Below are 25,400 nucleotides of genomic sequence, written 5' to 3'. Positions count from 1 at the left end.
CTCCGTCACGCGGCTGTCTGTTAGGCTGCGGGCAAACGGCTTTCCACCATTTCCGCATACCACGAACAGCCCGCAGGCAGGGCTTCGTCGTTGAACATATATTTCGGGTGGTGCACAGGCGCGCCCGGACCGTTGCCGAGGATGATATAGGCGCCAGGGCGTTCTTCGAGCATATAGGCGAAGTCCTCGCCGCCCATCACCAGCGGGTATTCTCCGCAATCGCCCACGACTTTGGTGGCCGCCTCGATCGCATATTCGGTTTCCCGCTCATGGTTCACCATCACCGGATAGCCGAGGTGGTAGTCCACTTCGATCTCCGCGCCATAGGTCGCGCCGACACCGGCACAGATGGCTTCCAACCGTTCGCGGGCCTGTTTGCGCACATCGGCGTCCAGCGTGCGCACGGTGCCTTTGAGCAGCACGGTGGCGGGCAGGACGTTATGGGCTTTGGAAGAGCTTTCCACGGTGCAGATGGAGACCACGACCTGTTCGGTCGGATCAACATTGCGCGAGGCGATGGTTTGCAGGGCGATGACCAGATGCGCGGCGGTCACGGTGCTGTCGACGACCTCATGGGGTTTTGCCGCATGGCCACCCTTGCCGCGCACCACGATCTCGAATTCGTCCGCAGCGGCAAAGAACGGGCCGGGACGGATGGCGAATTTGCCGGCTTCGAGGTTGGGCCAGTTGTGCATGCCGTAGACTTCGTCGATGCCGAACCGGTCCATCAGGCCTTCTTCACACATCACACGCCCGCCACCGCCGCCTTCTTCGGCGGGTTGGAAGATCACCACGGCGGTGCCGTCGAAATTGCGGGTTTCGCAGAGGTATTTCGCAGCGCCCAGAAGCATTGCGGTGTGACCGTCATGGCCGCAGGCATGCATAACGCCAGGATTTTTCGAGGCAAATTCGGCACCGGTTTCTTCGAGAATCGGCAAGGCATCCATATCGGCGCGCAGCCCGATGGTGCGGCCTTTGGTGTCGGTCTTGCCCTTGATCACGCCCACGACGCCGGTTTTCGCCATGCCTTCGACAACCTCGTCACAGCCGAATTCGCGCAGCAGATCCGCGACTTTTTTCGAGGTGCGCGGCAGGTCGAACATCAATTCGGGGTTTTCGTGAATATCGCGTCGCCATGCGGTGATTTCCGGCAATAGCTCGGCAAGGCGGTTCTTAATCGGCATTTTCTTCTCTTTTCATCGTCTGGACAGGTCCGCCAAAGCGGCGGTTAAATAAGCGTTTTTCAAAACGCATCAGCCAAAGCCTTCGATCGGCTCCAGCACGAAGTGCCCTTTGGACACTTCGCGGTAGGTGGATTTTGCAGGCACATAGTCTGCGGGGAAAATCGGGGACGGAATCGGTTTGAAGGACAGGTCCGCCCTGATTTTCTTGTTATGCGGGTCGGCGATGGGCACGGCCAGCATGAGAGATTTCGTGTATTCGTGCTGCGGGTTCTCGAACACCGCCTGACGCGGGCCGATCTCGACAATCCGGCCAAGATACATCACCGCCGTGTGGTGGCTGACCCGTTCGACCACGGCCATGTCGTGGCTGATAAAGAGCATGGCGATGCCAAGTTCGGCCTGAAGCTCCATCAAGAGGTTCACCACCTGCGCCTGCACGCTCACATCAAGGGCGGAAACCGCCTCGTCCGCGATCACCAGCTTCGGATTGATCGAGAGGGCACGGGCGATGGCGACGCGCTGGCGTTGGCCACCCGACAGTTCGTGCGGGTAACGTTTCAGAAAGGCGCGCGGCAGCTCGACACGGTCGAACAGAGCCGCGACGCGGTCGGTGACATCGGAGCCATGCGCCAGCCCGTAGTTGCGCAGCGGTTCGGCCACCTGATCAATGAGCCGCACCTGCGGGTTGAGCGAGGCAAACGGGTCCTGAAAGATCATCTGCATGTCCTGACGCAACCGGCGCAAATCGCGCGGGTTCTGGTCCAGAACCTCTTTACCGTCCAGACGCACAGAGCCGCTGAGCGGATCGACAAGGCGCAGGATCGAACGCCCGCAGGTCGATTTCCCGCAGCCGCTTTCGCCGACAAGAGACAGCGTCTCCCCCGGCTTGATCGCAAAGGAGACATCTTCGACCGCGTGGACATTCGCCACAGTCTTGCGCAACAAACCGGCCTTCACCGGAAAGCGCGTGACCAGATTGTTCACTTCGAGAACCGGCTTTGTCCCCTCCGGCGCATAGGGCACCGGCGACACGGACACTTGCGGCACGCCGATCAGACGCATCGGTTCGGGCGCCGGTTTGCCGGTCATCTCGCCCAGCTTCGGCACCGCGGCCAAAAGCGCCTTGGTGTAATCTTCTTTCGGAGAATCAAAGATTTCCGCGACCGTGCCCTCTTCGACCACGTCGCCACGGAACATCACCAACACCCGATCCGCCATCTGCGCGACCACGGCCATGTCATGGGTGATGAACAGCACCGCCGTGTTGTGTTCGCGCTTCAGCCGGTCGATCAGCGCCAGAATCTCTGCCTGAATCGTCACGTCCAGCGCCGTGGTCGGCTCGTCACAGATCAGCAGCTTCGGCTCGCAAGCCATCGCCATTGCAATCATCACACGCTGGCGCATACCGCCGGACAGCTCATGGGGATACTGGCTCAGACGCCGCTCCGGTTCGGGGATGCGCACGTCTTTCATCAGTTCGAGCGCACGGGCGCGGGCCTGTTCCTTGCTCATCCCCTTGTGCAGACGCAGTCCCTCGCAAAGCTGGCGCTCGATGGTGAACACCGGATTGAGCGAGGTCATCGGCTCCTGAAAGATCATGCCGATATCGTCGCCGCGCAACGCCCGCATTTTCTCGGGGTCCATCGCGGTCAGATCAATGATCTCGTGTTCCTTGCGCAGCTTGATCTCGCCACCGGCAATCTTCCCGCCGCCGAACTCGATCAGGCGCATAATTGCCAGAGAAGACACGGATTTTCCCGAACCCGACTCACCCACAACACAGAGCGTCTCGCCCGCGTCGATGGAGAAGGACACATCCTTGACCCCGACCACAAGACCGCCGCGTGTCGGAAACTCGACCCGCAGGTGGGAAACGTCGATCAACGCTTGGCCGTCGGACGTATCGGGAGCCGAATCAGGAGTTTTATCAAGCATGAATCGCCTTTCAGATCAGGTGCCGGATCACCGCGCAAAACACCGTGAATCGCATAAGTGACAAGACCGTCCCGCGGGCCGGACGCGCCGCATAAGGACCGATCATGACGCTAAGCCTGCCACGCGGGGGCTGTCAAATCGGTTTGTCTGAAAAGCGGGCAAACGCTGAACCGGCAGGCAAAGAGAACGTCACGACATGGGCTTAACGCCATTTTTATCAAAGAAACTGCCTTGCTTTGCCTAAGTTTTTATCATTCGATAAATTTATATCACCGGAATCCGGCGAGTCGCCTTGCCTTGCGCAAGCAGGACCACGCAGGTTTCGACACAGTAACGCCGGTGCGGGGTCACAATAATTTGCGGTTTACGCAATCTCCCGTCACCGGTCCAACAAGGAGAGGTCATTCAATGACGTTTAAAACAGCCCTGATGGGTGCTGTCGCATCGCTCGCGCTGGTTCCTGCCGCTTTCGCCGAGCGCGGTGCGGACGGTCATGTCAATATCATCTATTACCAAGCGCCCTCGACGATGAACCCCTATCTCTCGGGTGGCACCAAGGAGCTTGAGTCTGCCTCATTGGTTCTGGAGCCTCTGGCACGCTACAACGAAGCGGGCACGATTGTGCCCTATCTGGCCGAGTCTGTGCCGACCGTGGAAAACGGCGGCGTGTCCGAAGATCTGAAAACGATCACATGGAAGCTCAAGGAAGGTCTCAAATGGTCGGACGGCACGCCGCTGACCTCCGAAGATGTGAAATTCACATGGGAATATTGCACCACCGAGGGCGGTGGTTGTTCCCAATCCGAGAAATACAATGATGTGGTCGAGGTCGAGACCCCTGACGAGCTGACCGTTGTGGTGCATTTCGGCGTGCCGAAGCCCTTCCCCTACGGTCCCTTCGTCGGCGCTCAGGCTCCGATCGTGCAAAAGGCCCAGTTCGCTGATTGTGTCGGCGAAGCGATGGCGTCCTGCACCGAAGAGAACTTCAGCCCGATTGGCACAGGGCCTTTCGTCGTGGACGAGTTCAAAACCAATGACGTGGTCTCGCTCTCCGCGAACCCGCATTATCGTGACCCGAACAAACCGGCCTTTGCGACCGCAACGCTGAAAGGCGGCGGCGATGCGCAATCTGCGGCGCGCTCCGTGCTGGAGACCGGCGAATTCGACTATGCGTGGAACACACAGGTGTCCCCCGACCTGCTCGAAGCCATGCTTGCCAAGGGCAAGGGCCAGCTTGTCAGCGCCTTCGGCACGCTCGTCGAGCGGATCATGGTCAACATGACCGACCCCGATCCGGCCTTGGGCGATGAACGCGCCACCGCCGCCCATCCGCACCCGATCCTCTCCGATCTGGCCGTGCGCAAGGCGCTGTCGATGGCCATCGACCGTGCGCTTCTGACCGAAATCGGTTATGGCGATGCAGGGCGTCCGACCTGTAACGTGCTGCCCGCACCGGCGATCTACAACTCCACCGCCAATGATGCCTGCCTCACGCAAGACATCGAAGGCGCGAAAGCCATACTGGAAGAAGCCGGCTGGGTGGACAGCGATGGCGACGGCATTCGCGAGAAAGACGGCAAGAAACTGTCGCTTCTGTTCCAATCCTCGACCAATGCCATCCGTCAGGATTTTCAGGCGATCATCAAACAGTGGTGGGGCGAGATCGGTGTTGAAACCGAATTGCGCAACATTGACGCCTCCGTGTTCTTTGGCGGGGATGCCGGTTCGCCGGATACCTTCCAGAAGTTCTATGCAGACGTAGAAATGTATGCCAACAACTTCGACGGGACCGATCCGGAAGCCTATATGGCCAACTGGGAATGCAAACAGGCACCGCGCCCCGAAACCCAGTGGCAGGGCAACAACATGCCGCGCTTCTGCTCTGACGAGTATGACGCGCTGGTCGCGGAAATGGCGAAAACCGGTGACATCAACAAACGTGCCGAGCTGGCGAAAGCCATGAACGACATGCTGATGCAGGAATATGTCATCATCCCGCTGGTGGACCGTGGTCGTCTGTCCGCACATTCCAACACGCTGGGCGGTGTGATCCTCAACACCTGGGATTCCGAGCTTTGGAACGCGGCCGACTGGTATCGCATCAAAGAGTGATCTCTCTACGGGCGTCCCGACCCCTCGGGGCGCCCGCTCCCCAATGACAAAAGACCTGAACCAAGGCACCCTTCATGCTCCATTTCACGATCCGCCGTCTGATCCTCTCCGTTCCGACGCTTCTCTTCATTTCATTGGTGATCTTCCTGCTTCTGGATCTGGCTCCGGGCGATCCGATGGCCTCCATCCCGCTGACCGTGCCGCCTGAGGTGAAGGAAAAGATGCGCGAGGCTCTGGGCCTTGGCGAACCTGTCCATATCCGGTTTCTGAACTGGCTCTACCAGTTCTTCGTCGTCGAGCCGCAAGTGGCCTTCGACCATATCTTCGGCACCGATTTCTCCGAAGGCAAACAGCGGATCATCTCCTTCCAGTCGCGCTCCCCCGTCATGTCCGTCGTGGCCGAACGTATGCCGCAGACACTGTGGGTTGTGGGCCTGTCCTATGTCTTCGCCACGCTGATCGCCGTGCCCATCGGCATCTTCTCCGCCTATCGCCAGTATAGCTGGTTCGATCAGCTGGGCACGTTTATCTCCATGGTCGGGTTTTCCATCCCGACCTTCTTCTCCGGCGTCCTGCTGATCGTGGTGTTCTCCGTCATTCTCGGCTGGTTCCCGTCGATCTATGACACCACGCACACCATCACCGACTGGGGATCGTTCTGGTTTCAGGTCAAACAGATGGCCATGCCGGTCTTTGTCCTGACGCTCTACAACGCCGCGCAGGTCAGCCGGTTCATGCGCGCCTCGATGCTCGACAATCTCAATCAGGACTATGTGCGCACCGCCCGCGCCAAGGGCCTCTCCGAGCGCGTCGTCGTCCTTGTCCATGTACTGCGCAACTCCATGATCCCTGTCGTCACCGTGATTGCTCTGGGCGTGCCCAACATCTTCGGCGGCGCGATCATCACCGAACAGGTGTTTCAGGTGAACGGTCTGGGACAGATGTTGATCTCCGCGATCTACGCCTCTGACGCACCGATGGTGCAGACGCTGACCTTCATCTTTGCCGTACTCATCGTTCTGTTCAACCTCATCGCGGATATTCTCTACGGTATCCTCGATCCACGCATCCGCTACGATTAAGGGAGGTTGACCATGACCGATACAACAACCGCAGCCGCTATCCCCTCCGAAAAACCCCGCAACCAGTGGTGGGATGTCTGGGACCAGTTCAAAACCCACAAGGGCGCGATGGCCGGACTGGTCTTTTTCGTCTTTATCATTCTGGCGGTCTATCTCGGCCCGCTCCTCTGGACCATCGACCCGACGCACATTGACATCCGCGCGCGCAACACGGGCCCCTCTCTGGCCCACCCGCTCGGCGCAGACCAACTGGGCCGCGACATGCTGGCGCGGATGCTGCAAGGGGGACAGGTCTCGATCTCCGTGGGCCTGACCGCCATGGCGCTCTCACTGGTGCTGGGCACGTTCATCGGTGTGCTCGCAGGCTACTGGAAAGGTCTCGACGGGCTTCTGATGCGCTTCACCGACCTGTTCCTCGCCCTGCCGCTGCTGCCGCTGCTGCTCGTCATCATCATGCTGTTCCGCGACCCGCTGCGTTCCGTCTTCGGGCTGGAAACCGGCATCTTCATCCTGATCGTCTTTGTCATCGGCATCACAAGCTGGATGCAGGCGGCGCGGATCGTGCGCGGCGATGTTCTGGCGCTCAAGGAACGCGAATATGTGCTGGCCGCACGCTCCATCGGCACCTCTTCGGGCAAGATCGTTGTGCGCCATATCCTGCCCAACATCATGTCACCCATCATGGTCTCGGCCACCTTGGGCATCGCCAATGCGATCATCACGGAAAGCGCGCTGTCCTTCCTCGGCCTCGGCTTTCCGCCGGACTATCCGACATGGGGCCGCCTGCTCTTTGATGCCAAGGATTTCATCCAGCAATATCCCGAACGCGTCATCTGGCCGGGTCTGGCGATCTCGCTCACGGTGCTGGCGGTGAATTACATCGGTGACGGGCTGCGCGATGCGCTCGACCCGCGGATCAGGGGCCGGTAGGGCACAGCCCCAAAACACAAAACGGAAAACACAAAACGCGCCGAGACCACTGTCCGGCGCGTTTTTTCCTGCGTGTTTGAACGGGGTTTATTCCAGATGCTGCTTTTTGATCCGGCGCAGACCAAGCCAGACGGCCAACACAACCAGCGGCGTGAGCATCGACTGAGCCAGACCTTTGGACAGCCCCAGAGGCTCCAGCGCCGGATAGACCAGATAACCCGCAAGGCTCACCGCATAGTAGCTGATCGCCACGACCGAGAGCCCCTCGACCGTCTCTTGCAACCGCAGTTGCAGATCGGCGCGTTTGTCCATGCTTTCCAGCAGTTTCTGGTTCTGGGCCTGACGCCCGACATCGACCTTGGTGCGCAAAAGATTCGCCGCCCGCGCGGTCCGTTCGGCAAGGCTCTCAAGCTGTGATTTCGCCGCCTGCACCGTGCGCATGGCCGGATCGAAACGCCGCATCATAAATTCGCTGAAGAGCTGACGCCCCTGAAACCGGCTTTCGCGCAGCACCTCGATCCGCTGATTGACGATGGCCTCATAAGCCCCCGTCGCGCCAAAGCGGAAGTTGGTCCGCGTCACGATGCTCTCGATCCGTGTGGAGAGGCCGAGAAGGTCTTCCAGCGTGTCTTCCGTGGAGACTTCCGACTTGGTGGTGAGACGGACCATCAGATCGGAGAGTTCCTTTTCGATATCCGCCAAGTCTGCGACCACTTTGCGCGCCTGCACCAGCCCCAGCATCGACATGGCCTTATAGGTCTCGATCTCGCACAGACGTTGCAGAACCCGCCCGATCCGGCGCTGGCCGCAATCCGCATCGGGGAAAATGGCAAAGCGCATGTGACCCGCCGCATCGATCCGGAAATCTCCGGCAACCACCATCGCCCCGTCCAGCACACGCGCCACGGCGAGGCTTTCGCGTTCGAACCAATCGTCCATCAGGGCAATGATCCGCGCGTCGTCTTCCACCGTCTCGACCCGAATTAGCGCCGAGGTGATCCGCTGTCCCGGTGCCTCTTTCAGCCAGTCTTCGGGGAAGAGTTCAAAGGTCGTCCGGTCAAAGGCATGATCGGAAAGCCCGTCTGCGAAGATCGTGTAGGTCACAAATTCCGTGTGGCTTTCCCATTTCAGGCGGTATTTGCCCAAAGGTCCGGTGTAATGCGTGGCTCCCGGTGCCGGATGGGCTGCGCCGAACCGGTCCAGAAGTGCCAGAAGATGCGCCCGATCCAGATCGCGGTCGCGCCGGGCCGCATCCCCTGCGGAGCGGATGGCCAGATAGGCGGCGCGGGCATTGCTGCCCACTTCGGGAAAGGGGCGGGCATGCAATTCATTGGCCAGCTCGTAGCGGCGCGGGTGGTCGGTCAAAGGGGCCATAGGCGATCTCGTCTCAAGCGTCATATTTCGCCTATAGACTGCCACCCCGCCTCATGGCAAATCATTTTTTCAATGTATATCAGCCACTTAACGGAATGCGACGGTATACAAAACTCATGCCCCGCCCAATTCCTCGGCCACGACATTCATCCAGTAGGCCACGCCGATGGGGATCAGCTTGTCGTTGAAGTCGAATTTCGGCGTGTGGACAAAGGCCGCGCCGGGACCATCGCCATTGCCGATAGAGACATAGGCACCGGGGATTTTCTCCAGAAAATAGGCGAAGTCCTCGCTGGCGCCGATGGCGGGGGCTTTGGTGTCGGCCATTTCTGCGCCCAGAGAGGCAGCGTGGGCCCTGCCCGTTACGGCGACCTCCTCTGACGTGTTCACCAGCGGCGGATAGCCCCGCTCATAGTCCACATGCGCCTCAACGCCGCAGGCCATAGCGCAGCCCTCGGCCAGACGGGTGATCTCGCGTTGCAATGTGTCGCGCACCTCGGGCCGGTAGCTGCGTGCGGTGCCCGCGACCAGAACTTTGGCCGGAATAATATTCGCACTCTCGCGCTCGCCCCCTGCCACATGGCCGATGGAGACCACGGCCCAATCGGTCAGCGCCACATGGCGCGACACCACATTGCCAAGGCTCGCCATGAACTGCCCCGCCGCCACGGTCGGATCGGTTGCTTTCTCCGGCGATGCACCGTGGCCGCCGGTGCCCTCGAACACGATCTCCCAATCGTCAGAAGCGGAGGTATAGGGGCCGACACGGGTGGTCATCTGTCCCAGCGGGTCCAGCGGTCCGTTATGCACGCCATAGATCGCATCGGTCGGGAACAGATCGAACAACCCGTCCTTGATCATCTCGTTGGCCCCGCCACCGCCCTCTTCGGCAGGTTGGAAGATGAACCGCACCGTGCCCGCAAAATCCGGATTGGCGGCCAGTTTCTCCGCCGCACCCAAAAGCATGGTCGTGTGCCCGTCATGGCCGCAGGCATGCATCTTGCCCGGCACTTGCGATGTATAGGGCACGCCGGTGTCCTCGGTGATATGCAGCGCATCCATATCGGCGCGCAGGGCGATGACCTTTTGCCCCGGACGCTTGCCCTTGAGCGTGCCCACGACACCGGTCTTGCCCAAGCCGCGATGCACCTCCATCCCCAGCCCTTCGAGAAACTCCGCCACAAGCGCAGAGGTCCGCACCTCTTCAAAAGCGGTTTCGGGATGGGCATGGATGTCGTGACGGATCGCGATCATTTTCTCCATGAACGCGTGGTCTGCGGTAATCTCTTCGGGGGTGGTGTGCTGCATGAGGGCCTCCTGTTGTCGAAAAGCCTGCCCGAAGTTCAACGGATTGAAAAGCCTGCCTTTTGCAAATCGGCTGTGCGCGGGGCAGACGCCGCCCCTGCCCGACCAAACGCATAAAAACGCCGCGCCGATACAGGATCAGCGCGGCGGCTTGCTTCATCTCTGGCGGCTGAAATCAGTCCGCAGGGCGACCTTCCGGCGGCGGACCGTCAGGACGTGGACCTGCACCCGGAGGGCCCTGACGCACAGAGGCGTCACAGCTTGCGTCACCGTCTTCGAGAGCACAGCCATATTGCGCGGTCATACAGGCCAGAATGGCGTTCGAGCCTTCGGCCCCTGCATGGTAGTGATAGCCCAGCGCCTCGGTGGCGTGACCGTTACAGTCGTCCAGCCCGTCAACCACCACGCCTTCGGAATTGGCGCGATTATAGATCAGATAGCCATCCATCGCGATCCCGATGGGCGTGGCGTCATCCAGCACCGCCGCGTCTTGCGCGGAAGCGACCTCTTCGGCCTCCTGTTCGTCCGTCACGGGTGCTCCCGGAAGGCAATCCGTCACCGCGTGATAATGGTAGCCGACATGCAGGTTCACATGCCCGCCGCAATCATCCAGAGGGGCAATCGTATGCGCCGCGACAATCGCTTCCTGAGGCGCAGAGGCGTCCAGACGCACACCGTTATAGGCTACGCCCGCCCCCTGATCGAGACGACCGACCTCGGAAGCCGCTTGCGGTTCAAGCGGGATCACATAGGTCACGCTGACCCCGTCATCGAGATATTCCGGCAGGCACTGCACACAGTAGTTCTGATACTCTTCCGCCACATCGGGACGCGCCGCCCCGTCACAGGATTCGAGCGTATCGGTCACGCGAATCTCGCCGGTTTCCGGATTGTAGAGCGCCCATTCGTCATCCCCGAAAAATTCGTCGAGATGTTCCACAAAGCTGCCATCCACATCAATCAGCTCGTTCTCGCCGAACCACTTGCCGCCTTTGCTCGCATCATCCGAGATATTGGTCGGACACCACGGGCCGGGCGTATAGGCGATGGGTTCCGGCTTGACCGTGATGGAGAAACACCGCGTCTGCGTGCCCTCGGAGAGCGTGCAATCCACGACCTCCGGACCGGAGACGACAACCGCCTCGGAGAAAAACGCCGCGATCTCTTCGAGGCGTTGCGCTTCGGCTTCGGTTGTGTCGGCGGTGGCAGGCAGAGCCAGCGCCAAAGTGGCTGGCACCGCGATTGCGGCCGAAAGGAAATGAGGAACGGTCCGTCTCATGGGGGATAGTCTCCGGTGAGGGCATGATCTTTGCCCTGTGCTGCGCGAAACCTGCGCGCCAGTTCGTGTTGAGTAGATTATACGCAGCGGGGCGCATATTCCGTCACTCTTTTTTGACTGTATCGGATTTTTTGTGATCCGGGGCATTTTCCCGTTCCGGCTCTGTTCAGGCCCAAACGCAAAAAGGGCGACCCGTGGGCCGCCCTTTCCGTCATCTGTTGCGTCAAACTCAGTCGAGTTTCGGCAGAAGCGCGTTCATCGAGTCCTTGGCGTCGCCGTAGAACATGCGCGTGTTCTCTTTGTAGAACAGCGGGTTTTCGATACCCGAATAACCCGTGCCCTGCCCGCGTTTGGAGACGAAGACCTGCTTCGCTTTCCAGACTTCAAGAACCGGCATACCCGCAATCGGGGAGTTCGGGTCTTCTTGAGCTGCGGGGTTCACGATGTCGTTGGAGCCGATCACGATGACCACGTCTGTGTCAGGGAAGTCCTCGTTGATCTCGTCCATTTCCATCACGATGTCATAAGGCACCTTGGCCTCGGCCAGAAGCACGTTCATGTGACCGGGCAAACGGCCCGCCACGGGGTGAATGGCGAAACGCACATTCTTGCCCTTGGCACGCAGCTTGTTGGTCAGTTCCGACACGGCGGCCTGCGCCTGCGCCACGGCCATGCCGTAGCCCGGAACGATGATGACGCTCTCGGCCTCGTTCAGAGCATTGGCCACGCCGTCGGCGTCGATGGCCACCTGTTCGCCCTCGACCTCCATCGCCGGACCGGATGCGCCGCCGAAGCCGCCGAGGATCACGGAGATAAAGGAGCGGTTCATCGCCTTACACATGATGTAGGACAGGATCGCGCCCGAGGAGCCGACCAGAGCCCCCACAACGATCAGGAGATCATTGGAGAGCGAGAAGCCGATCGCGGCAGCCGCCCAGCCCGAGTAGGAGTTGAGCATGGAGACCACGACAGGCATATCCGCGCCGCCGATACCCATGATCAGGTGATAGCCGATGAAGAGTGCGGCCAGTGTCATGATGAACAGCGGGAAGAACGCGCCCGTGCCCATATACCAGAACAGGCAGATCAGCGAGAGGGCCGCAGCACCTGCGTTGAGTGCATGACCGCCGGGCAGTTTCTTGGCCGTGGAGGAGACTTTGCCCGCCAGTTTGCCATAGGCGATCACGGAACCGGTGAAGGTCACCGCCCCAATAAAGATGCCCAGAAACAGTTCGACCTTGAGAATGTTCAACTCGACCGGAGACTTGTGCGCCACGAGTGCGGCGAATGTGCCAAGCTCTTCGCCACCATGAAGACCGGCCACATGGCCCATAACGAAATGCGCGTTATAGCCCACAAAGACCGCCGCCAGACCGACGAGCGAGTGCATCGCCGCGACCAGTTGCGGCATCTCGGTCATTTCGACCTTGTTGGCGACATACCAGCCGATGGTCCCGCCGCCCGCGATCAGCAGGAGCGACAGGAGCCACAGCCCCGCGCCCGGTCCGATCAGCGTGGCAAAGACCGCAAGGCCCATGCCAACGATGCCATACCACACCGCACGTTTCGCGCTTTCCTGTCCCGACAAACCGCCAAGGGAGAGGATGAAGAGAACAGCCGCGACCACATAGGCCGCCGTCGTAAATCCGAAATCCATTGCCTCTACTCCTTACGATTTCTGGAACATGGCGAGCATACGCCGTGTCACGAGGAAGCCGCCGAAAATGTTGATGCCCGCCATGAAGATCGACACGGAGGCCAGCAGGATCACCAGCCAGTTGCCCGATCCGATCTGCAACAGCGCGCCCAGAATGATGATCGAGGAGATCGCGTTGGTCACGGCCATGAGCGGTGTGTGCAAGCTGTGCGACACGCCCCAGATCACCTGGAAGCCGACAAAGACCGACAGGACAAAGACGATGAAGTGCTGCATGAAGCTGGCAGGAGCCACGAGACCCACGCCCAGAAGCAGCGCCGCACCGATGGCGATCAGTGTCACCTGTTGCTTGGTCTGCGCCTTGAAGGCGGCGACCTCTTCGGCGCGTTTCTCCTCGGGGGTCTTCTCTTTGACCTCCTCTTTCGGCTTGGCCGCAATCGCTGCCACTTTCGGCGGCGGCGGCGGGAAGGTGATCTCGCCCTCATAGGCCACGGTCGCACCGCGGATCACGTCATCTTCCATGTCATGCACAATCTGACCATCCTTCTCAGGCGTCAGGTCAGTCATCATGTGGCGGATGTTGGTGGCGTAAAGCGTCGAGGCTTGCGTGGCCATGCGCGACGGGAAATCGGTGTAGCCGATGATGGTCACGCCATTCTCGGTCACGATCTTCTCGTCTTTTACAGTCTGTTTGCAGTTGCCGCCCTTTTCAGCAGCCAGATCGACGATCACCGACCCCGGCTTCATCGCGGCAACCATATCCTCGGTCCACAGTTCCGGCGCTTCGCGGTTCGGAATGAGCGCCGTGGTGATCACGATGTCCATTTCAGGCGCAAGCTCGCGGAACTTGGCCAGCTGCGCTTCGCGGAACTCGGGGCTGGAAACAGAGGCATAACCGCCCGTCGCCGCACCGTCCTGTTGCTCTTCCTCGAAATCGAGATAGACGAATTGCGCGCCCATGCTCTCGACCTGTTCGGCCACTTCGGGCCGCACGTCGAAGGCATAGGTCACAGCGCCAAGAGAGGTCGAGGTGCCAATCGCGGCCAGCCCCGCAACACCGGCACCGACCACAAGAACCTTCGCTGGCGGAACCTTGCCCGCAGCGGTGATCTGACCGGTGAAGAACCGCCCGAAGTTGTTGCCCGCCTCGATCACGGCACGATAGCCCGCGATATTGGCCATAGAGGACAGCGCGTCCATCTTCTGCGCCCGCGAAATCCGCGGCACCATTTCCATGGCGATCACATTGGCGCCTCTGGCTTTCGCCGCCTTCATACCGGCTTCATTGCCCGCCGGATTGAAGAAGGAGATCAGCGTCTGGCCCTTTTTGAGACGTTTCATTTCCGTCGCATTGGGCTGGCGCACCTTGGCGACAATGTCGCAGGCCTTCCAGAGCGCGGCAGGCGTCTTGATGATCTCGACACCGGCCTCTTCATAATCCTTGTCCGAGAACCCGGCGAGCGCACCCGCTCCGGTCTCGATTGCACAGTCATATCCAAGCTTCTGAAGCTGCTTGGCGCTTTCAGGCGTCAGCGCGACACGCGCTTCCCCCTCAAAGACTTCCTTAGGAACACCGAATTTCACGTGTTGATCCTCTTTCCCCAGTCCTAGTTCTCTGTTGACCACTTCCCTACCCAATTGCCCCCACTTAGCGCAACATTATTGCGCAAACATGAGCACATATGTGACGGCAGGTCACAGCCAACGTCGTGTGTTTTCTGCCCAGGTTTGAAATTCCTCGTGAAATTTCGTCCTGAGCCAGTTTTCTTCCTCGGCAATAAAACGTCTCCGGATCACCGCCATAAAGACAGGAACCAGAGCCACCCCAGCCGGGTTGCCGCAGAGTAAAGAAAACCCCGCAAGTGTAAAGGCATCGCCCAGATAAATCGGGTTGCGAGTGAATGTGTAAATGCCGTTTGTGACAATCGCGGCGGGCACCCGATGCGGGATCAGCGTGGTGCGGTGCCGCCACATGGCAAATGCCGCCAGAACCATGAGCAAAAGCCCAAACAGGATCAAAAGCCCGCCGATGATTTTGACCCATGCGGGCAGGTCCATCTCCAACCCGAGTCGGGCCGATCCCCAAGAGAGCGCCATGAACGCCAAAAGCCAGACTGGCGGGTAATCAAAATACTTCATACCGCAGACCCTAGCCCCACACGGCCCGAACCGCTAGGCTTTCCCGATGAAACTGCGCCCTTTGACCCACAAAGATGCCCGCGCCTGTTACGCGCTGTTCCACCGCACCGTCCACGGCGGCACGGGGGCGTTCTATGACGCAGCCCAACGCGCTGCTTGGGCGCCCGCCCAGCCCCATTCCTCCGATGCAGGATTCGAGACATGGCTTGAGACTTGGGCAGAGCGCCTGACCGCAGGGTTTTCGGTCTGCGCCACGCGCTGGGGCCGGATCAGGGGCTTTTTCACAATGGGACATGACGGGCATATCGACTTTGCCTATGTCGCCTTGGAAGAGATGGGAAAGGGCACGGCGGGACGGCTCTATGAGGCTTGCGAGGCCGAGGCCCGCCGTCTTGGTCTCAACCATATGGAGACAGAGGCCAGCCACCTTGCCCGCCGGTTTTTCGAGCGGCGCGGCTGGACCGTGGTGGCGCGTCAAACCGTGATCCGCGACTCGGTCGGGATCGAGAATTTCCGCATGGAAAAACAGCTTACGCCCTGAACTTGCCCCCACCCCCTACGCAGAGCCGCCCTCTGCCACTCAGGCCAGAGCGGGCTTTTTGCGGCGGGTTTGCGAAAAGCTGTGAACTGCAGAGCCGAACGCCTCGAACAAGGGCCGCGAGACCGGATCTTCGCCCGCGCGATATTCCGGATGCCATTGCACGGCCAAGGTGAACCCCGGCGCATCTTTCACATAGATCGCCTCCGGCGTGCCATCGGGTGCGTAGCCTTCAACCACGATCCGCGCGCCGGGTTTCTTGATCCCCTGCCCGTGCAGCGTGTTGGTCATCACTTCGGACGCGCCCAGAAGCTTGTGGAACACACCGCCTTCGGCAAGGCGCACGGGATGGCGCAGGGCGAATTTCTCTTCCAGCGTCCCGTCCGGCGGCATCCGGTGGTTCATCCGCCCCGGAAGGTCGCGGATTTCGGGGTAAAGCGTGCCGCCCATCGCGACATTCACCTCCTGAAACCCACGGCAAATGCCAAAGAACGGCTGGCCTTTTTCGACACAGGCCCGAATGAGCGGCAGGGTTACCGCATCGCGGCAGCGATCAAAGGCCCCATGCGCTTCGGTTTCCTCTTCGCCATATTCCGACGGATGCACATTGGGCCGCCCACCGGTGAAGAGAAACCCGTCGCAGACCTCCATCAACTCGTCCACGCAGACAAAGTTCGGATGCGCCGGAATCAGAAGCGGCAGGCAATTCGAGACCTCGGCCACGGCTTCGGCATTCATGCGCCCACCGGTGTAGGCGGGATAGCTGTCGTTGAGTAGGTCGTAATTGCCAATGATGCCGACAACCGGTCGTGTCATGATGTGCCTCTCCTTTTTGCCAAAGATAGCCGCTTTCGCATCAGAGAAAAGGCCAAGTCGCGCGCAGAGCCTCTGCATCTGCGCGCGATTTCATGTCTTAGCTGTGAATTTCTGCGCAAATCGCAGGTGGTGCTTAGTTTCGCGCCTTTAGTTCAAGTCGACGGGCATGCAAAACCGGTTCGGTATAACCCGAAGGCTGCACACGACCTTTGAACACCAGATCGCAGGCGGCCTTGAACGCGATGCCGTCATAGGACGGGGCCATCGGCGTATAGAGAGGATCACCAGCGTTCTGACGGTCCACCACTTCGGCCATTTTCTTCATGGCTTCCATGACTTGCGCCTCGGAGACAACGCCGTGGTGCAGCCAGTTGGCCAGCCCTTGCGACGAAATCCGGCAGGTGGCGCGGTCTTCCATCAGGCCCACATCGTGAATGTCGGGCACTTTGGAGCAACCCACCCCCTGATCGACCCAGCGCACCACGTAGCCCAGAATCCCTTGGGCATTGTTTTCCACCTCGTCGCGGATTTCCGCCTCCGACCAGTTCACGCCCTTGGCGACGGGAATGGTGAGCAAATCCTCAAGCGTGCCGCGCGGTCCGCCCTTGGCAATCGCGTCCTGCACCGCAAAGACATCCACCGTGTGATAATGCGTCGCGTGCAATGTCGCCGCTGTGGGGCTGGGCACCCAAGCGCAGGTCGCGCCCGCTTTCGGATGGCCGATCTTGGTCTCCAGCATCGCATTCATCAAGTCCGGCATGGCCCACATGCCCTTGCCGATCTGCGCGCGCCCCTTGAGACCACAGGCCAGCCCGATATCGACATTGCGATCCTCATAGGACTTGATCCACGGCTGGTCCTTCATCTCGCCCTTGCGGATCATCGGCCCCGCTTCCATCGAGGTGTGAATCTCGTCGCCGGTGCGATCAAGGAAACCGGTGTTGATAAAGGCCACACGATGTTTCGCGGCACGGATGCATTCCTTGAGGTTCACCGAAGTGCGGCGCTCCTCGTCCATGATCCCGAGCTTCACCGTGTTCGGCGCAAGGCCCAGAATCTTCTCGACACGGCTGAACATCTCATCGGCAAAGGCGACCTCTTCCGGCCCGTGCATCTTCGGCTTGACGATATAGACCGAGCCTTCGCGGGAGTTGCGCGGCCCTGTCGTCTTTTGCAGGTCATGCAGCGCGATCATCACCGTGACCAGCGCATCCATGATCCCCTCACCGATCTCGCGCCCCTCGCCGTCAAGCACCGTCGGGTTGGTCATCAAATGCCCGACATTGCGCACCAGCATCATCGCACGGCCCTGAAGCGTGATCTCCGCCCCATCGGCATCGGTGAACACACGGTCGGGATGCAGCGCACGGGTAAAGGTCTTGCCCCCCTTGCTGACCTCCTCGGTCAGATCGCCCCGCATCAGCCCCAGCCAGTTGCGATAGGCGCCGACCTTTTCCTCGGCATCCACAGCCGCCACCGAATCCTCGCAATCCATGATTGCGGACACCGCCGCCTCGACCAGAATATCGGAAATCCCCGCCTTGTCCTGCTGACCCACCGGCGTCGACGGATCAATAACAATGTCGATATAGAGCCCGTTCTTCTGCAACAGGACATGGCCCGCGCTCGACCCCGCAAACTGCGCCGGATCGGCCAGACCTGTCTGCCCCATTGACCCCTCGACCAAGAGCATCCCGTTCACAACATCCAGCTTGCTCACATCGGCCCAAGAGCCGCCTGCCAGCGGAGCCACACGGTCCAGATGCGCCTTGGCCCATGCGATCACACGCCCGCCGCGCTCGGCGTCATAGCCCTTGCCGGAGGGCAGGTCGCCCAGCGCATCCGTGCCGTAAAGCGCATCATACAAAGAGCCCCACCGCGCATTCGCCGCATTGAGCGCATAGCGTGCATTGGTGATCGGCACCACAAGCTGCGGTCCCGGCTTGGTGGCAAATTCCTCATCCACCTTGGTGGTCTCGATCTTGAAGTCGGGGCCTTCGGGCACGAGATAACCGATCTCTTCGAGAAAGGCCCGATAGGCCGCCGCGTCATGATCCTGCCCCTTGCGCTCAAGATGCCACACATCGATTTTGGACTGCAAAGCCTCGCGCTTTTCCAGCAGCGCACGGTTCTTCGGCCCGAAATCACGCACCATCCCCGCAAGCCCGTCCCAGAACGCCGCCGCCGTCACGCCCGTCCCCGGCAGGGCTTCCGCCTCGATGAAATTGGCAAAAAGCTCAGCCACCTTCAGGCCGGATCGGTCCACGCGCGTCATTTGGGAATCACCTTTCAGAAATGTTTTGGAAACCAAAACGTCATTAATAGAGCTTCCTATCGGAAACAAGTTTTCATGCGTGCCCCGTTGCAGCCCCCGCGCACGAGGCATACCCTCCCCGCCAAAACGAGTCTCATATATAAGAGAGTTTTCCCATGAAAGACGCGGCCCCCGAGACCATCTATCTGAAAGATTACACCCCTTTCGGATACAAGATCGAAAGCGTTCACCTCACCTTCCGACTTCACCCCACCGCCACGCGGGTGATCTCGAAAATCGCCTTTGCGCCCAACCCCGAAGCCACGGACAAACGCTTCTTTCTACATGGCGAAGAGCTGTCACTGATCTCCGCCAGGATCAACGGCGAGACCATCACCCCGCGTCCGGTTGAGGGTGGTCTGGAAGCGGATGTGCCCGAGGTGCCGTTTGTGTGGGAGGCCGAGGTGGAAATCTCGCCGGAAACGAACACCGCACTTGAAGGGCTCTATATGTCGTCGGGCATGTATTGCACCCAATGCGAGGCCGAAGGTTTCCGCAAGATCACCTATTACCCCGACCGCCCCGATGTCATGGCCACCTTCACTGTGCGTATAGAAGGCGACCAGCCCGTCATGCTCTCCAACGGCAACCCGCTGACTGCCGGCGAAGGCTTTGTCGAATGGCATGACCCGTGGCCGAAACCCTCCTATCTCTTTGCCCTCGTGGCGGGCAATCTGGTCAACCACCCCGACCGCTTCACCACACAATCGGGCCGCGATGTCGAGTTGAACATCTGGGTCCGTCCCGGCGACGAGGGCAAATGCGCCTTCGGGATGCAGGCGCTCAAAGATGCGATGGCATGGGATGAAAAGACCTACGGGCGCGAATATGACTTGGACATATTCAACATTGTGGCTGTGGACGACTTCAACATGGGCGCGATGGAGAACAAGGGGCTGAACGTCTTCAACTCGTCTTGTGTTCTGGCCTCGAAAGAGACCTCGACAGATGCCAATTTCGAACGGATCGAAGGCATCATCGCGCATGAGTATTTCCACAACTGGACCGGCAACCGCATCACCTGCCGCGACTGGTTCCAGCTTTGCCTGAAAGAGGGCCTGACCGTCTACCGCGACCAGATGTTCTCCGGCGACATGCGCAGCCATGCTGTGAAACGGATTGAAGAAGTTCTGCAACTGCGCGCCCGCCAGTTCCGCGAGGACAACGGCCCGCTCGCCCATCCGGTGCGCCCCGAGAGCTTTGTCGAGATCAACAATTTCTACACTGCCACCGTCTACGAAAAAGGCGCGGAAATCATCGGGATGCTGCGCCGCCTTGTGGGCGATGAGGCCTATCGCAAGGGCTGTGATCTCTACTTCGAGCGCCACGACGGACAGGCCGTCACCATCGAGGACTGGCTCAAGGCCTTCGAGGATGTCACAGGCCGCGATCTTGCACAATTCAAACAATGGTATTCTCAGGCGGGCACACCGCGCCTGAAAATGTCCGAAGAGTGGAACGACGGCACGCTCACCCTGACATTCGCGCAATCGACCCCGCCGACACCCGGCCAGAGCGAGAAGAAACCGCAGGTGATTCCGATTGCCGTGGGCCTGATCGGCCCGAACGGGGACGAGGTGGTGCCGACCACAGTGTTGGAGATGACCGAAGCCGAGCAGAGTTTCACCTTTGATGGTCTGGGTGCGCGTCCCGTGGCCTCTGTGCTGCGCGACTTCTCCGCGCCGGTGATTCTGGATCGTGCGATGGATGACGACACCCGCGCCTTCCTTCTGGCCCATGACACCGACCCGTTCCAGAAATGGGAAATGGGGCGGATGCTGACCAAGGACATGCTGGTGGCGATGATCGCCGACGATGCCGCGCCTGCCGAGACCGCGCTTGACGCGATCAAGACGGTGTTGACCGACGAGAACCTTGATCCGGCCTTCCGCGCTTTGGTCTTGGGGCTACCCTCCGAAGACGATCTGGCCCAGACGATTTTCGACGCCGGTCAGACCCCTGATCCGGCCAAAATCCATGCGGCGCGCAAATCCCTGCGCCACACACTTGCCATACATTTGTCCGACGTTTTTCCGACACTTGGCCGACAGCTTGAAACGCCGGTTTTCGTGCCCGACGCCGATGGCTCCGGCAAGCGGGCGCTGCGGCATGCCTTGCTGGCGCTGGAGACGCTTCTTGACGGTGGCAAAGCCGCCCGTGCGCTCTTTGCCCGCGCCGACAACATGAGCGATCAAGGTGCCAGCCTACAGGCGCTTCTCGCCGCAGGACTTGGTCAAGACGAAATCAAAGCCTTTGAAAAACAATGGGAAAACGACCGTCTCGTGATGGACAAATGGTTCATGATGCAGGTGTCTTTTGCCGCGCCGGACAAGGCCGCAAGCACAGCACTGGCCCTGACGCAGCATCCGGATTTCACCATCAAGAACCCGAATCGCTTCCGTGCGGTCTTCGGCGCGTTGGCAGGCAACCACGCGGGCTTCCATGCGGCGGACGGGAAAGCCTATCAACTTCTAGCCACCCACCTGATTCAGCTTGATAAAATAAACCCTCAGACCACCGCACGAATGAGCGGTGCTTTCGAGACATGGAAGCGTTATGACGCCGACCGTCAGGGCATGATCCGCACCGAACTGGAACGGATTCTGGCCACGCCGGACCTTTCGCGCGACACAACCGAGATGGTCACGCGGATTCTCTCTGCCTGACCTGCTCCGACCGCTGCCCCTGTTTGCGCAAACAGGGGCAGCGTCACAAAAAGTTGAAGATTTTCCGTAACTTGGCAAATCCCGTTATGTAAGAATGTCACATTCAATTTCTGAAATCTTATGCCATATTACGGGCATCGCGCGACGTAACTTTATTTGTGAACAGACAGGGAAACCCTATCCAATGCGTAAACTTCTTCTCTCCACCGTCATCGCGGCCACCGCCGCCACCGGCGCTTTTGCCCAATCCGCCTCCGACGTCGCCAAAGCGCGCCGCGCTTTCTACACGCTCGTGAACTTCGAAATGTCCACACTGGGCGGCATGGCACAGGGCAAGGTCGACTACGACGCAGATCTCGCCAGCCAGTCCGCAGGCGATCTCATGACACTGGCCAGCCTACACACCGCCGACTATTTCGCACCGGGGTCTTCCAACGAAGACATTCCGGGAGAAACCCGTGCAAAATCAGACATTTGGGACGACATGGAAGGTCTGCAAGAAAAAGGCATGGCCTTTTATCAGGCCGTCGCAGAGCTGAACGAAGTGGCGGGCAACGGTCTTGAGGCACTGCAACCGGCCATGGGCAAGGTTGGCGGCACCTGCAAAGCCTGCCACGACGACTTCCGCGCCAAAGATTTCTGATCTGAAAGCGAGGCAGACCGATGTCGGAACAGCTTGAGAAAACCTATGTCTGGGATCCGGTTGTACGGGTTCTGCACTGGGCCTTGGTGATCGCGTTTTTCACGGCCTTCGGGCTTGGGAAATTCGGCCCTGATATCATGACCTTGCATTTCTACGCAGGCTATACAGTAGCCGCAATTGTGGTGCTTCGGGTGCTCTGGGGGTTCTTCGGCTTTTACACGGCACGGTTCTCCAGTTTCGTCAAAGGTCCGGGCAAGGTGATCGCCTATGCCCGGACGCTGCCCTCGAAACAACCGTCGCGATCTTACGGGCATAACCCTGTGGGCGCGCTCTTTGTTGTCGGGGTGCTGATCGTTCTGGCCATGCAGGTGACAAGTGGCCTGTTGTCCGACCCTGAAGATTACGTCAACGTCGGCCCTCTGGCGCAATATGTGTCCAGTGACATTTCCCGCAAGGCACTGTCGCTGCATGAGCCGCTGTCGTTCTTACTGCTGGCGATGGTGATCGCCCATATCGCCGCAATCCTTTGGTATAAACGGCGCAAGGGCGAAAACCTCGTCGCACCAATGATCACGGGATATGCGGAGTTGCCGCCGGAAAAAATCCCGCATCACTCATAGGATCAAGGCACCAACGGGTGCCTTTTTCTTTACTCTGCACCCCACCCTCACAGGGGACCGGGGAGGGTTTCTTCGGACAGAACCACATTGGCCTCGACATTGCCCACACCGGGCAGTGTCATGATCCGGCGCCTCAACACCCGTTCAAAATCCGGCAAATCCTGTGCCACCACCCGCAGGCGGTAGTCGAACAGCCCTAACACATGCTGCACCGTCTGCACCTCGGGAATAGCGCGCACGGCGCGTTCGAAATCGTCGAGGCTCACCCGCCCCTTGGTGGCCAGCTTGACCCCCAGAAAGACGGTCACGCCAAAGCCCAGAGCCTCAAGGTCAAGATCGACACGTCGCGCACCGAACACGCCTGCCTCACGCAGCCTCTTGATCCGCCGCCATGTCGCGGGCTGGCTCAAACCGAAAGCCCGCCCCAACGCCCCCGCCGATTGCGTTGCATCCTCGCAAAGTGCGCGGATCAACTGGCGGTCGATGTCATCAAGATCAATCATAGCGGCACCGACTGGCTGTCTTTAATCGTCGCCACCTGCATCAATGCCTCGATATCGGTCATATGCGGCAGGGTCAGGATTTTCTCACGGTAAATCCGCTGATACTCCGGCATATCCCGAGCGATCACCAAAAGCCGCGCATCGACACGCCCCAGAAACGTGCCGATGGAAATCACTTCCGGCACCTCCCGAGCCGCTTGAATGAATTCATCAAAGGCGCGCGGTTCGGTCTTGTCCAACGTGATGCGCAAGCTGACCTCCACCGCATAACCCAAGGCCCGCCAGTCCACCTGTTCCCGAATGGCTTTGACAATGCCCGCATCGCGCATCCGCTCCAGGCGACGGGCAAATGTCGCAGGCGTCACACCGGCACGTTCCGCCAGTTCGGAGGCCTGTGCGTCCGGCTCGGCCTGTATCTGGCGCAGGATTCTGCGGTCGGTATCGTCAACTTGCATGATTTTTTACTAAACCCATAATATTAAGAATGAATTCTTCTCATAAATCGCAATACAGGTCAAATTTTGATGCCACAAACCCTTTCTGATGCGCGATAAAGACCGCAGACACAGCGCCATAAACACCGGCACACTGTGACTGACGAAAGCAAAAAAGGGAGCGCCCATCATGCGCGTTTATTACGATCGCGATTGCGATGTGAACATCATCAAAGACAAAAAAGTCGCCATCCTCGGCTACGGCTCGCAAGGTCACGCCCACGCGCTCAACCTGCGCGACTCCGGTGCGAAGAACCTCGTCGTCGCCCTGCGCGAAGGCTCCCCCTCCGCCAAGAAAGCCGAAGCCGAAGGCCTTCAGGTCATGGGCATTGCAGAAGCCGCCGCATGGTGTGACCTGATCATGTTCACTATGCCCGACGAGCTTCAGGCGGAAACCTACAAGAAATACGTCCACGACAACCTCAAAGAAGGCTCCGCAATTGCCTTTGCCCACGGTTTGAACGTGCATTTCGGTCTCATCGAGCCGAAAGAAGGCGTTGACGTGATCATGATGGCCCCGAAAGGTCCGGGTCACACGGTGCGCGGCGAATACACCAAAGGCGGCGGCGTGCCCTGCCTCGTGGCTGTGGACACCGACGCCACCGGCAAAGCGCTTGAGATCGGCCTGTCCTACTGCTCCGCCATCGGCGGCGGTCGCTCCGGCATCATCGAGACCACCTTCCGCGAAGAATGTGAAACCGACCTCTTCGGCGAGCAGGCTGTGCTCTGCGGCGGTCTTGTCGAGCTGATCCGTTGCGGTTTCGAAACGCTGGTCGAAGCCGGTTACGCGCCGGAAATGGCCTATTTCGAGTGCCTGCACGAAGTGAAGCTCATCGTGGACCTGATCTACGAAGGCGGCATTGCGAACATGGATTACTCCATCTCCAACACCGCAGAATACGGCCAATACGTCACCGGCCCGCGCATCCTGCCCTACGAGCAGACCAAGAAAGCGATGAAAGAGGTTCTCTCCGACATTCAAGCGGGTAAATTCGTGCGTGACTTCATGCTCGAAAATCAGGTTGGCCAGCCCTTCCTCAAAGCGTCCCGTCGCGCCAATGACGAACACCTCATCGAGGAAACCGGCAACAAGCTGCGCGGCATGATGCCGTGGATCACCGCCGGTAAAATGGTGGACAAAGAGCGCAACTAAGCGCACCTTTCAATCTCGGAAAAGGGGGCCTTCGGGTCCCCTTTTTCGTGGCAAAATGCCATGCCGCATCAAAGCGAGGGGCGGCTATATGTCCCTGTGACTTACGTGCAAAGCCCTTGCGGGGCTGGGAAAATGCTGCGCTATATGCAGGCAAAGGAGCCTCCCATGACCGATCCGCAGGACGACTACACCCCCGAAGACCTCACCCCCTCCGATATGGACGATATCCGCGCCGAACGCGCCCGCATGTTCACTCTCGGTTTCTGGAAAAGCCTTCTGGCGGGTCATGAGGGCATGGGGGACACGTTCTGGGCGGGGAATTATCTGGCCGCTCTGTTTTTCATTCCGGTCTATGTGCTGCTTCTGGCCATTCCGCCCCTCTACGGGTTGTTCCCGTATCTTTTCGCGGCCTTCGGCGTCTACCTGCTGTTTGTGGCCCGTGCCGTTGCCAAGGCCCAACCCAAAGGCAAGTTGAAAACCGCCTCACGCTGGAAGCAGATGTTCTGGAAGATCTTTGGCGTGGCATGGACCCTGATGAACGCGACAATGTGCCTGACCATGTCGCCATTTACCGGCGGGGTTTGATCTCCGAATTGCCTTGGCGTGGCCATAATCCTGCACGATTTTCCCCGCAGGTGTGAGGGAGAATTTAACCA

The 25,400-nt window shown here is 59.7% G+C and carries 21 protein-coding genes; 9 read left to right on the top strand and 12 right to left on the bottom strand.

Annotated elements, in window-relative coordinates:
* Positions 1-20 precede the first annotated feature (20 nt).
* Together BM152_RS01285 and BM152_RS01280 are read right to left on the bottom strand one after the other, a co-directional pair.
* On the bottom strand, positions 21-1,184 hold the full coding sequence (locus BM152_RS01285; RefSeq protein WP_066603459.1) for a M20 aminoacylase family protein: 1,164 nt from the start codon (positions 1,182-1,184) through the stop codon (positions 21-23).
* Between the two features lie 69 nt (positions 1,185-1,253).
* The gene (locus BM152_RS01280) at positions 1,254-3,119 is read right to left on the bottom strand and encodes an ABC transporter ATP-binding protein (protein ID WP_066603457.1); all 1,866 of its coding nucleotides are present in this window, start codon (positions 3,117-3,119) and stop codon (positions 1,254-1,256) included.
* Between the two features lie 408 nt (positions 3,120-3,527).
* On the opposite strand from BM152_RS01280, the gene BM152_RS01275 reads away from it, so the two are divergent.
* The 3 genes from BM152_RS01275 to BM152_RS01265 all read left to right on the top strand — a co-directional run bounded on the left by BM152_RS01275 (position 3,528) and on the right by BM152_RS01265 (position 7,243).
* Positions 3,528-5,231 carry a peptide ABC transporter substrate-binding protein gene (locus BM152_RS01275; protein WP_066603451.1) on the top strand — a complete coding sequence of 568 codons (1,704 nt, stop codon included), beginning with the start codon at positions 3,528-3,530 and terminating at the stop codon, positions 5,229-5,231.
* 74 nt (positions 5,232-5,305) lie between these two features.
* On the top strand, positions 5,306-6,313 hold the full coding sequence (locus tag BM152_RS01270; RefSeq protein ID WP_066603448.1) for an ABC transporter permease: 1,008 nt from the start codon (positions 5,306-5,308) through the stop codon (positions 6,311-6,313).
* 12 nt (positions 6,314-6,325) lie between these two features.
* On the top strand, positions 6,326-7,243 hold the full coding sequence (locus tag BM152_RS01265; RefSeq protein ID WP_066603446.1) for an ABC transporter permease: 918 nt from the start codon (positions 6,326-6,328) through the stop codon (positions 7,241-7,243).
* Between the two features lie 87 nt (positions 7,244-7,330).
* On the opposite strand, the gene BM152_RS01260 is transcribed toward BM152_RS01265, so the two are convergent.
* The 6 genes from BM152_RS01260 to BM152_RS01235 form a co-directional block, all read right to left on the bottom strand.
* A complete protein-coding gene (locus tag BM152_RS01260) occupies positions 7,331-8,617 on the bottom strand; it encodes a DUF3422 family protein (RefSeq protein ID WP_066603439.1) in 1,287 nt (428 codons plus the stop codon).
* Positions 8,618-8,731: 114 nt separating this feature from the next.
* Positions 8,732-9,925: an amidohydrolase gene (locus tag BM152_RS01255; RefSeq protein ID WP_066603437.1), complete on the bottom strand. Its 1,194-nt coding sequence runs from the start codon at positions 9,923-9,925 to the stop codon at positions 8,732-8,734.
* A gap of 172 nt (positions 9,926-10,097) precedes the next feature.
* The gene (locus BM152_RS01250; protein WP_066603435.1) at positions 10,098-11,201 is read right to left on the bottom strand and encodes a YHYH protein; all 1,104 of its coding nucleotides are present in this window, start codon (positions 11,199-11,201) and stop codon (positions 10,098-10,100) included.
* A gap of 229 nt (positions 11,202-11,430) precedes the next feature.
* Positions 11,431-12,858 (bottom strand): NAD(P)(+) transhydrogenase (Re/Si-specific) subunit beta, encoded by a 1,428-nt coding sequence (locus tag BM152_RS01245; protein WP_066603432.1) that lies wholly within the window; start codon positions 12,856-12,858, stop codon positions 11,431-11,433.
* 12 nt (positions 12,859-12,870) lie between these two features.
* Positions 12,871-14,442, bottom strand: a complete 1,572-nt coding sequence (locus BM152_RS01240) for a Re/Si-specific NAD(P)(+) transhydrogenase subunit alpha (RefSeq protein ID WP_066603430.1) — start codon at positions 14,440-14,442, stop codon at positions 12,871-12,873.
* Between the two features lie 111 nt (positions 14,443-14,553).
* The gene (locus tag BM152_RS01235) at positions 14,554-14,997 is read right to left on the bottom strand and encodes a methyltransferase family protein (protein WP_066603428.1); all 444 of its coding nucleotides are present in this window, start codon (positions 14,995-14,997) and stop codon (positions 14,554-14,556) included.
* Between the two features lie 46 nt (positions 14,998-15,043).
* Here BM152_RS01235 and BM152_RS01230 point away from each other — a divergent pair, with 46 nt between their 5' ends.
* Positions 15,044-15,538: a GNAT family N-acetyltransferase gene (locus BM152_RS01230; protein WP_066603425.1), complete on the top strand. Its 495-nt coding sequence runs from the start codon at positions 15,044-15,046 to the stop codon at positions 15,536-15,538.
* A 39-nt stretch (positions 15,539-15,577) separates the two neighbouring features.
* Here the strand turns inward: BM152_RS01230 and BM152_RS01225 are convergent, their stop codons facing one another.
* Together BM152_RS01225 and BM152_RS01220 are read right to left on the bottom strand one after the other, a co-directional pair.
* On the bottom strand, positions 15,578-16,351 hold the full coding sequence (locus BM152_RS01225) for a gamma-glutamyl-gamma-aminobutyrate hydrolase family protein (protein ID WP_066603418.1): 774 nt from the start codon (positions 16,349-16,351) through the stop codon (positions 15,578-15,580).
* A 133-nt stretch (positions 16,352-16,484) separates the two neighbouring features.
* Positions 16,485-18,626 carry a malate synthase G gene (locus BM152_RS01220; RefSeq protein WP_066603416.1) on the bottom strand — a complete coding sequence of 714 codons (2,142 nt, stop codon included), beginning with the start codon at positions 18,624-18,626 and terminating at the stop codon, positions 16,485-16,487.
* A 155-nt stretch (positions 18,627-18,781) separates the two neighbouring features.
* Here BM152_RS01220 and pepN point away from each other — a divergent pair, with 155 nt between their 5' ends.
* The 3 genes from pepN to BM152_RS01205 all read left to right on the top strand — a co-directional run bounded on the left by pepN (position 18,782) and on the right by BM152_RS01205 (position 22,594).
* On the top strand, positions 18,782-21,331 hold the full coding sequence (gene pepN, locus BM152_RS01215) for an aminopeptidase N (protein WP_066603414.1): 2,550 nt from the start codon (positions 18,782-18,784) through the stop codon (positions 21,329-21,331).
* Between the two features lie 184 nt (positions 21,332-21,515).
* A complete protein-coding gene (locus tag BM152_RS01210) occupies positions 21,516-21,974 on the top strand; it encodes a c-type cytochrome (RefSeq protein ID WP_074913883.1) in 459 nt (152 codons plus the stop codon).
* A 20-nt stretch (positions 21,975-21,994) separates the two neighbouring features.
* Entirely contained in the window at positions 21,995-22,594 is a 600-nt protein-coding gene (locus BM152_RS01205; protein WP_066603411.1) for a cytochrome b/b6 domain-containing protein, read from the top strand.
* A gap of 47 nt (positions 22,595-22,641) precedes the next feature.
* Here BM152_RS01205 and BM152_RS01200 read toward each other — a convergent pair whose 3' ends face one another.
* Together BM152_RS01200 and BM152_RS01195 are read right to left on the bottom strand one after the other, a co-directional pair.
* On the bottom strand, positions 22,642-23,097 hold the full coding sequence (locus BM152_RS01200) for an Lrp/AsnC family transcriptional regulator (RefSeq protein ID WP_066603408.1): 456 nt from the start codon (positions 23,095-23,097) through the stop codon (positions 22,642-22,644).
* The gene (locus BM152_RS01195; RefSeq protein ID WP_066603406.1) at positions 23,094-23,552 is read right to left on the bottom strand and encodes an Lrp/AsnC family transcriptional regulator; all 459 of its coding nucleotides are present in this window, start codon (positions 23,550-23,552) and stop codon (positions 23,094-23,096) included. The genes BM152_RS01200 and BM152_RS01195 overlap by 4 nt, the downstream gene beginning before the upstream one ends.
* A gap of 169 nt (positions 23,553-23,721) precedes the next feature.
* Here BM152_RS01195 and ilvC point away from each other — a divergent pair, with 169 nt between their 5' ends.
* Together ilvC and BM152_RS01185 are read left to right on the top strand one after the other, a co-directional pair.
* A complete protein-coding gene (gene ilvC / locus BM152_RS01190; protein ID WP_066603401.1) occupies positions 23,722-24,744 on the top strand; it encodes a ketol-acid reductoisomerase in 1,023 nt (340 codons plus the stop codon).
* Between the two features lie 165 nt (positions 24,745-24,909).
* Positions 24,910-25,329: a hypothetical protein gene (locus BM152_RS01185; RefSeq protein WP_066603398.1), complete on the top strand. Its 420-nt coding sequence runs from the start codon at positions 24,910-24,912 to the stop codon at positions 25,327-25,329.
* Positions 25,330-25,400: the final 71 nt, after the last annotated feature.

The organism is Celeribacter halophilus, from assembly GCF_900114135.1.
GTDB classification, from domain to species: domain Bacteria; phylum Pseudomonadota; class Alphaproteobacteria; order Rhodobacterales; family Rhodobacteraceae; genus Celeribacter; species Celeribacter halophilus.
Note: the sequence above shows the minus strand (reverse complement) of the source record. Positions and strands in the feature narration are given on the sequence as shown.

What these genes read in the sequence shown, in the direction of transcription:
- BM152_RS01270 (WP_066603448.1), top strand. Translation starts at nt 5,306, where the DNA reads ATGCTCCATTTCACGATCCGCCGTCTGATCCTCTCCGTTCCGACGCTT.
- pepN (WP_066603414.1), top strand. Translation starts at nt 18,782, where the DNA reads ATGAAAGACGCGGCCCCCGAGACCATCTATCTGAAAGATTACACCCCT.
- BM152_RS01225 (WP_066603418.1), bottom strand. Translation starts at nt 16,351, where the DNA reads ATGACACGACCGGTTGTCGGCATCATTGGCAATTACGACCTACTCAAC.
- BM152_RS01275 (WP_066603451.1), top strand. Translation starts at nt 3,528, where the DNA reads ATGACGTTTAAAACAGCCCTGATGGGTGCTGTCGCATCGCTCGCGCTG.
- BM152_RS01205 (WP_066603411.1), top strand. Translation starts at nt 21,995, where the DNA reads ATGTCGGAACAGCTTGAGAAAACCTATGTCTGGGATCCGGTTGTACGG.
- BM152_RS01220 (WP_066603416.1), bottom strand. Translation starts at nt 18,626, where the DNA reads ATGACGCGCGTGGACCGATCCGGCCTGAAGGTGGCTGAGCTTTTTGCC.
- ilvC (WP_066603401.1), top strand. Translation starts at nt 23,722, where the DNA reads ATGCGCGTTTATTACGATCGCGATTGCGATGTGAACATCATCAAAGAC.
- BM152_RS01280 (WP_066603457.1), bottom strand. Translation starts at nt 3,119, where the DNA reads ATGCTTGATAAAACTCCTGATTCGGCTCCCGATACGTCCGACGGCCAA.
- BM152_RS01200 (WP_066603408.1), bottom strand. Translation starts at nt 23,097, where the DNA reads ATGATTGATCTTGATGACATCGACCGCCAGTTGATCCGCGCACTTTGC.
- BM152_RS01260 (WP_066603439.1), bottom strand. Translation starts at nt 8,617, where the DNA reads ATGGCCCCTTTGACCGACCACCCGCGCCGCTACGAGCTGGCCAATGAA.
- BM152_RS01255 (WP_066603437.1), bottom strand. Translation starts at nt 9,925, where the DNA reads ATGCAGCACACCACCCCCGAAGAGATTACCGCAGACCACGCGTTCATG.
- BM152_RS01185 (WP_066603398.1), top strand. Translation starts at nt 24,910, where the DNA reads ATGACCGATCCGCAGGACGACTACACCCCCGAAGACCTCACCCCCTCC.
- BM152_RS01250 (WP_066603435.1), bottom strand. Translation starts at nt 11,201, where the DNA reads ATGAGACGGACCGTTCCTCATTTCCTTTCGGCCGCAATCGCGGTGCCA.
- BM152_RS01235 (WP_066603428.1), bottom strand. Translation starts at nt 14,997, where the DNA reads ATGAAGTATTTTGATTACCCGCCAGTCTGGCTTTTGGCGTTCATGGCG.
- BM152_RS01195 (WP_066603406.1), bottom strand. Translation starts at nt 23,552, where the DNA reads ATGCAAGTTGACGATACCGACCGCAGAATCCTGCGCCAGATACAGGCC.
- BM152_RS01265 (WP_066603446.1), top strand. Translation starts at nt 6,326, where the DNA reads ATGACCGATACAACAACCGCAGCCGCTATCCCCTCCGAAAAACCCCGC.
- BM152_RS01230 (WP_066603425.1), top strand. Translation starts at nt 15,044, where the DNA reads ATGAAACTGCGCCCTTTGACCCACAAAGATGCCCGCGCCTGTTACGCG.
- BM152_RS01245 (WP_066603432.1), bottom strand. Translation starts at nt 12,858, where the DNA reads ATGGATTTCGGATTTACGACGGCGGCCTATGTGGTCGCGGCTGTTCTC.
- BM152_RS01210 (WP_074913883.1), top strand. Translation starts at nt 21,516, where the DNA reads ATGCGTAAACTTCTTCTCTCCACCGTCATCGCGGCCACCGCCGCCACC.
- BM152_RS01285 (WP_066603459.1), bottom strand. Translation starts at nt 1,184, where the DNA reads ATGCCGATTAAGAACCGCCTTGCCGAGCTATTGCCGGAAATCACCGCA.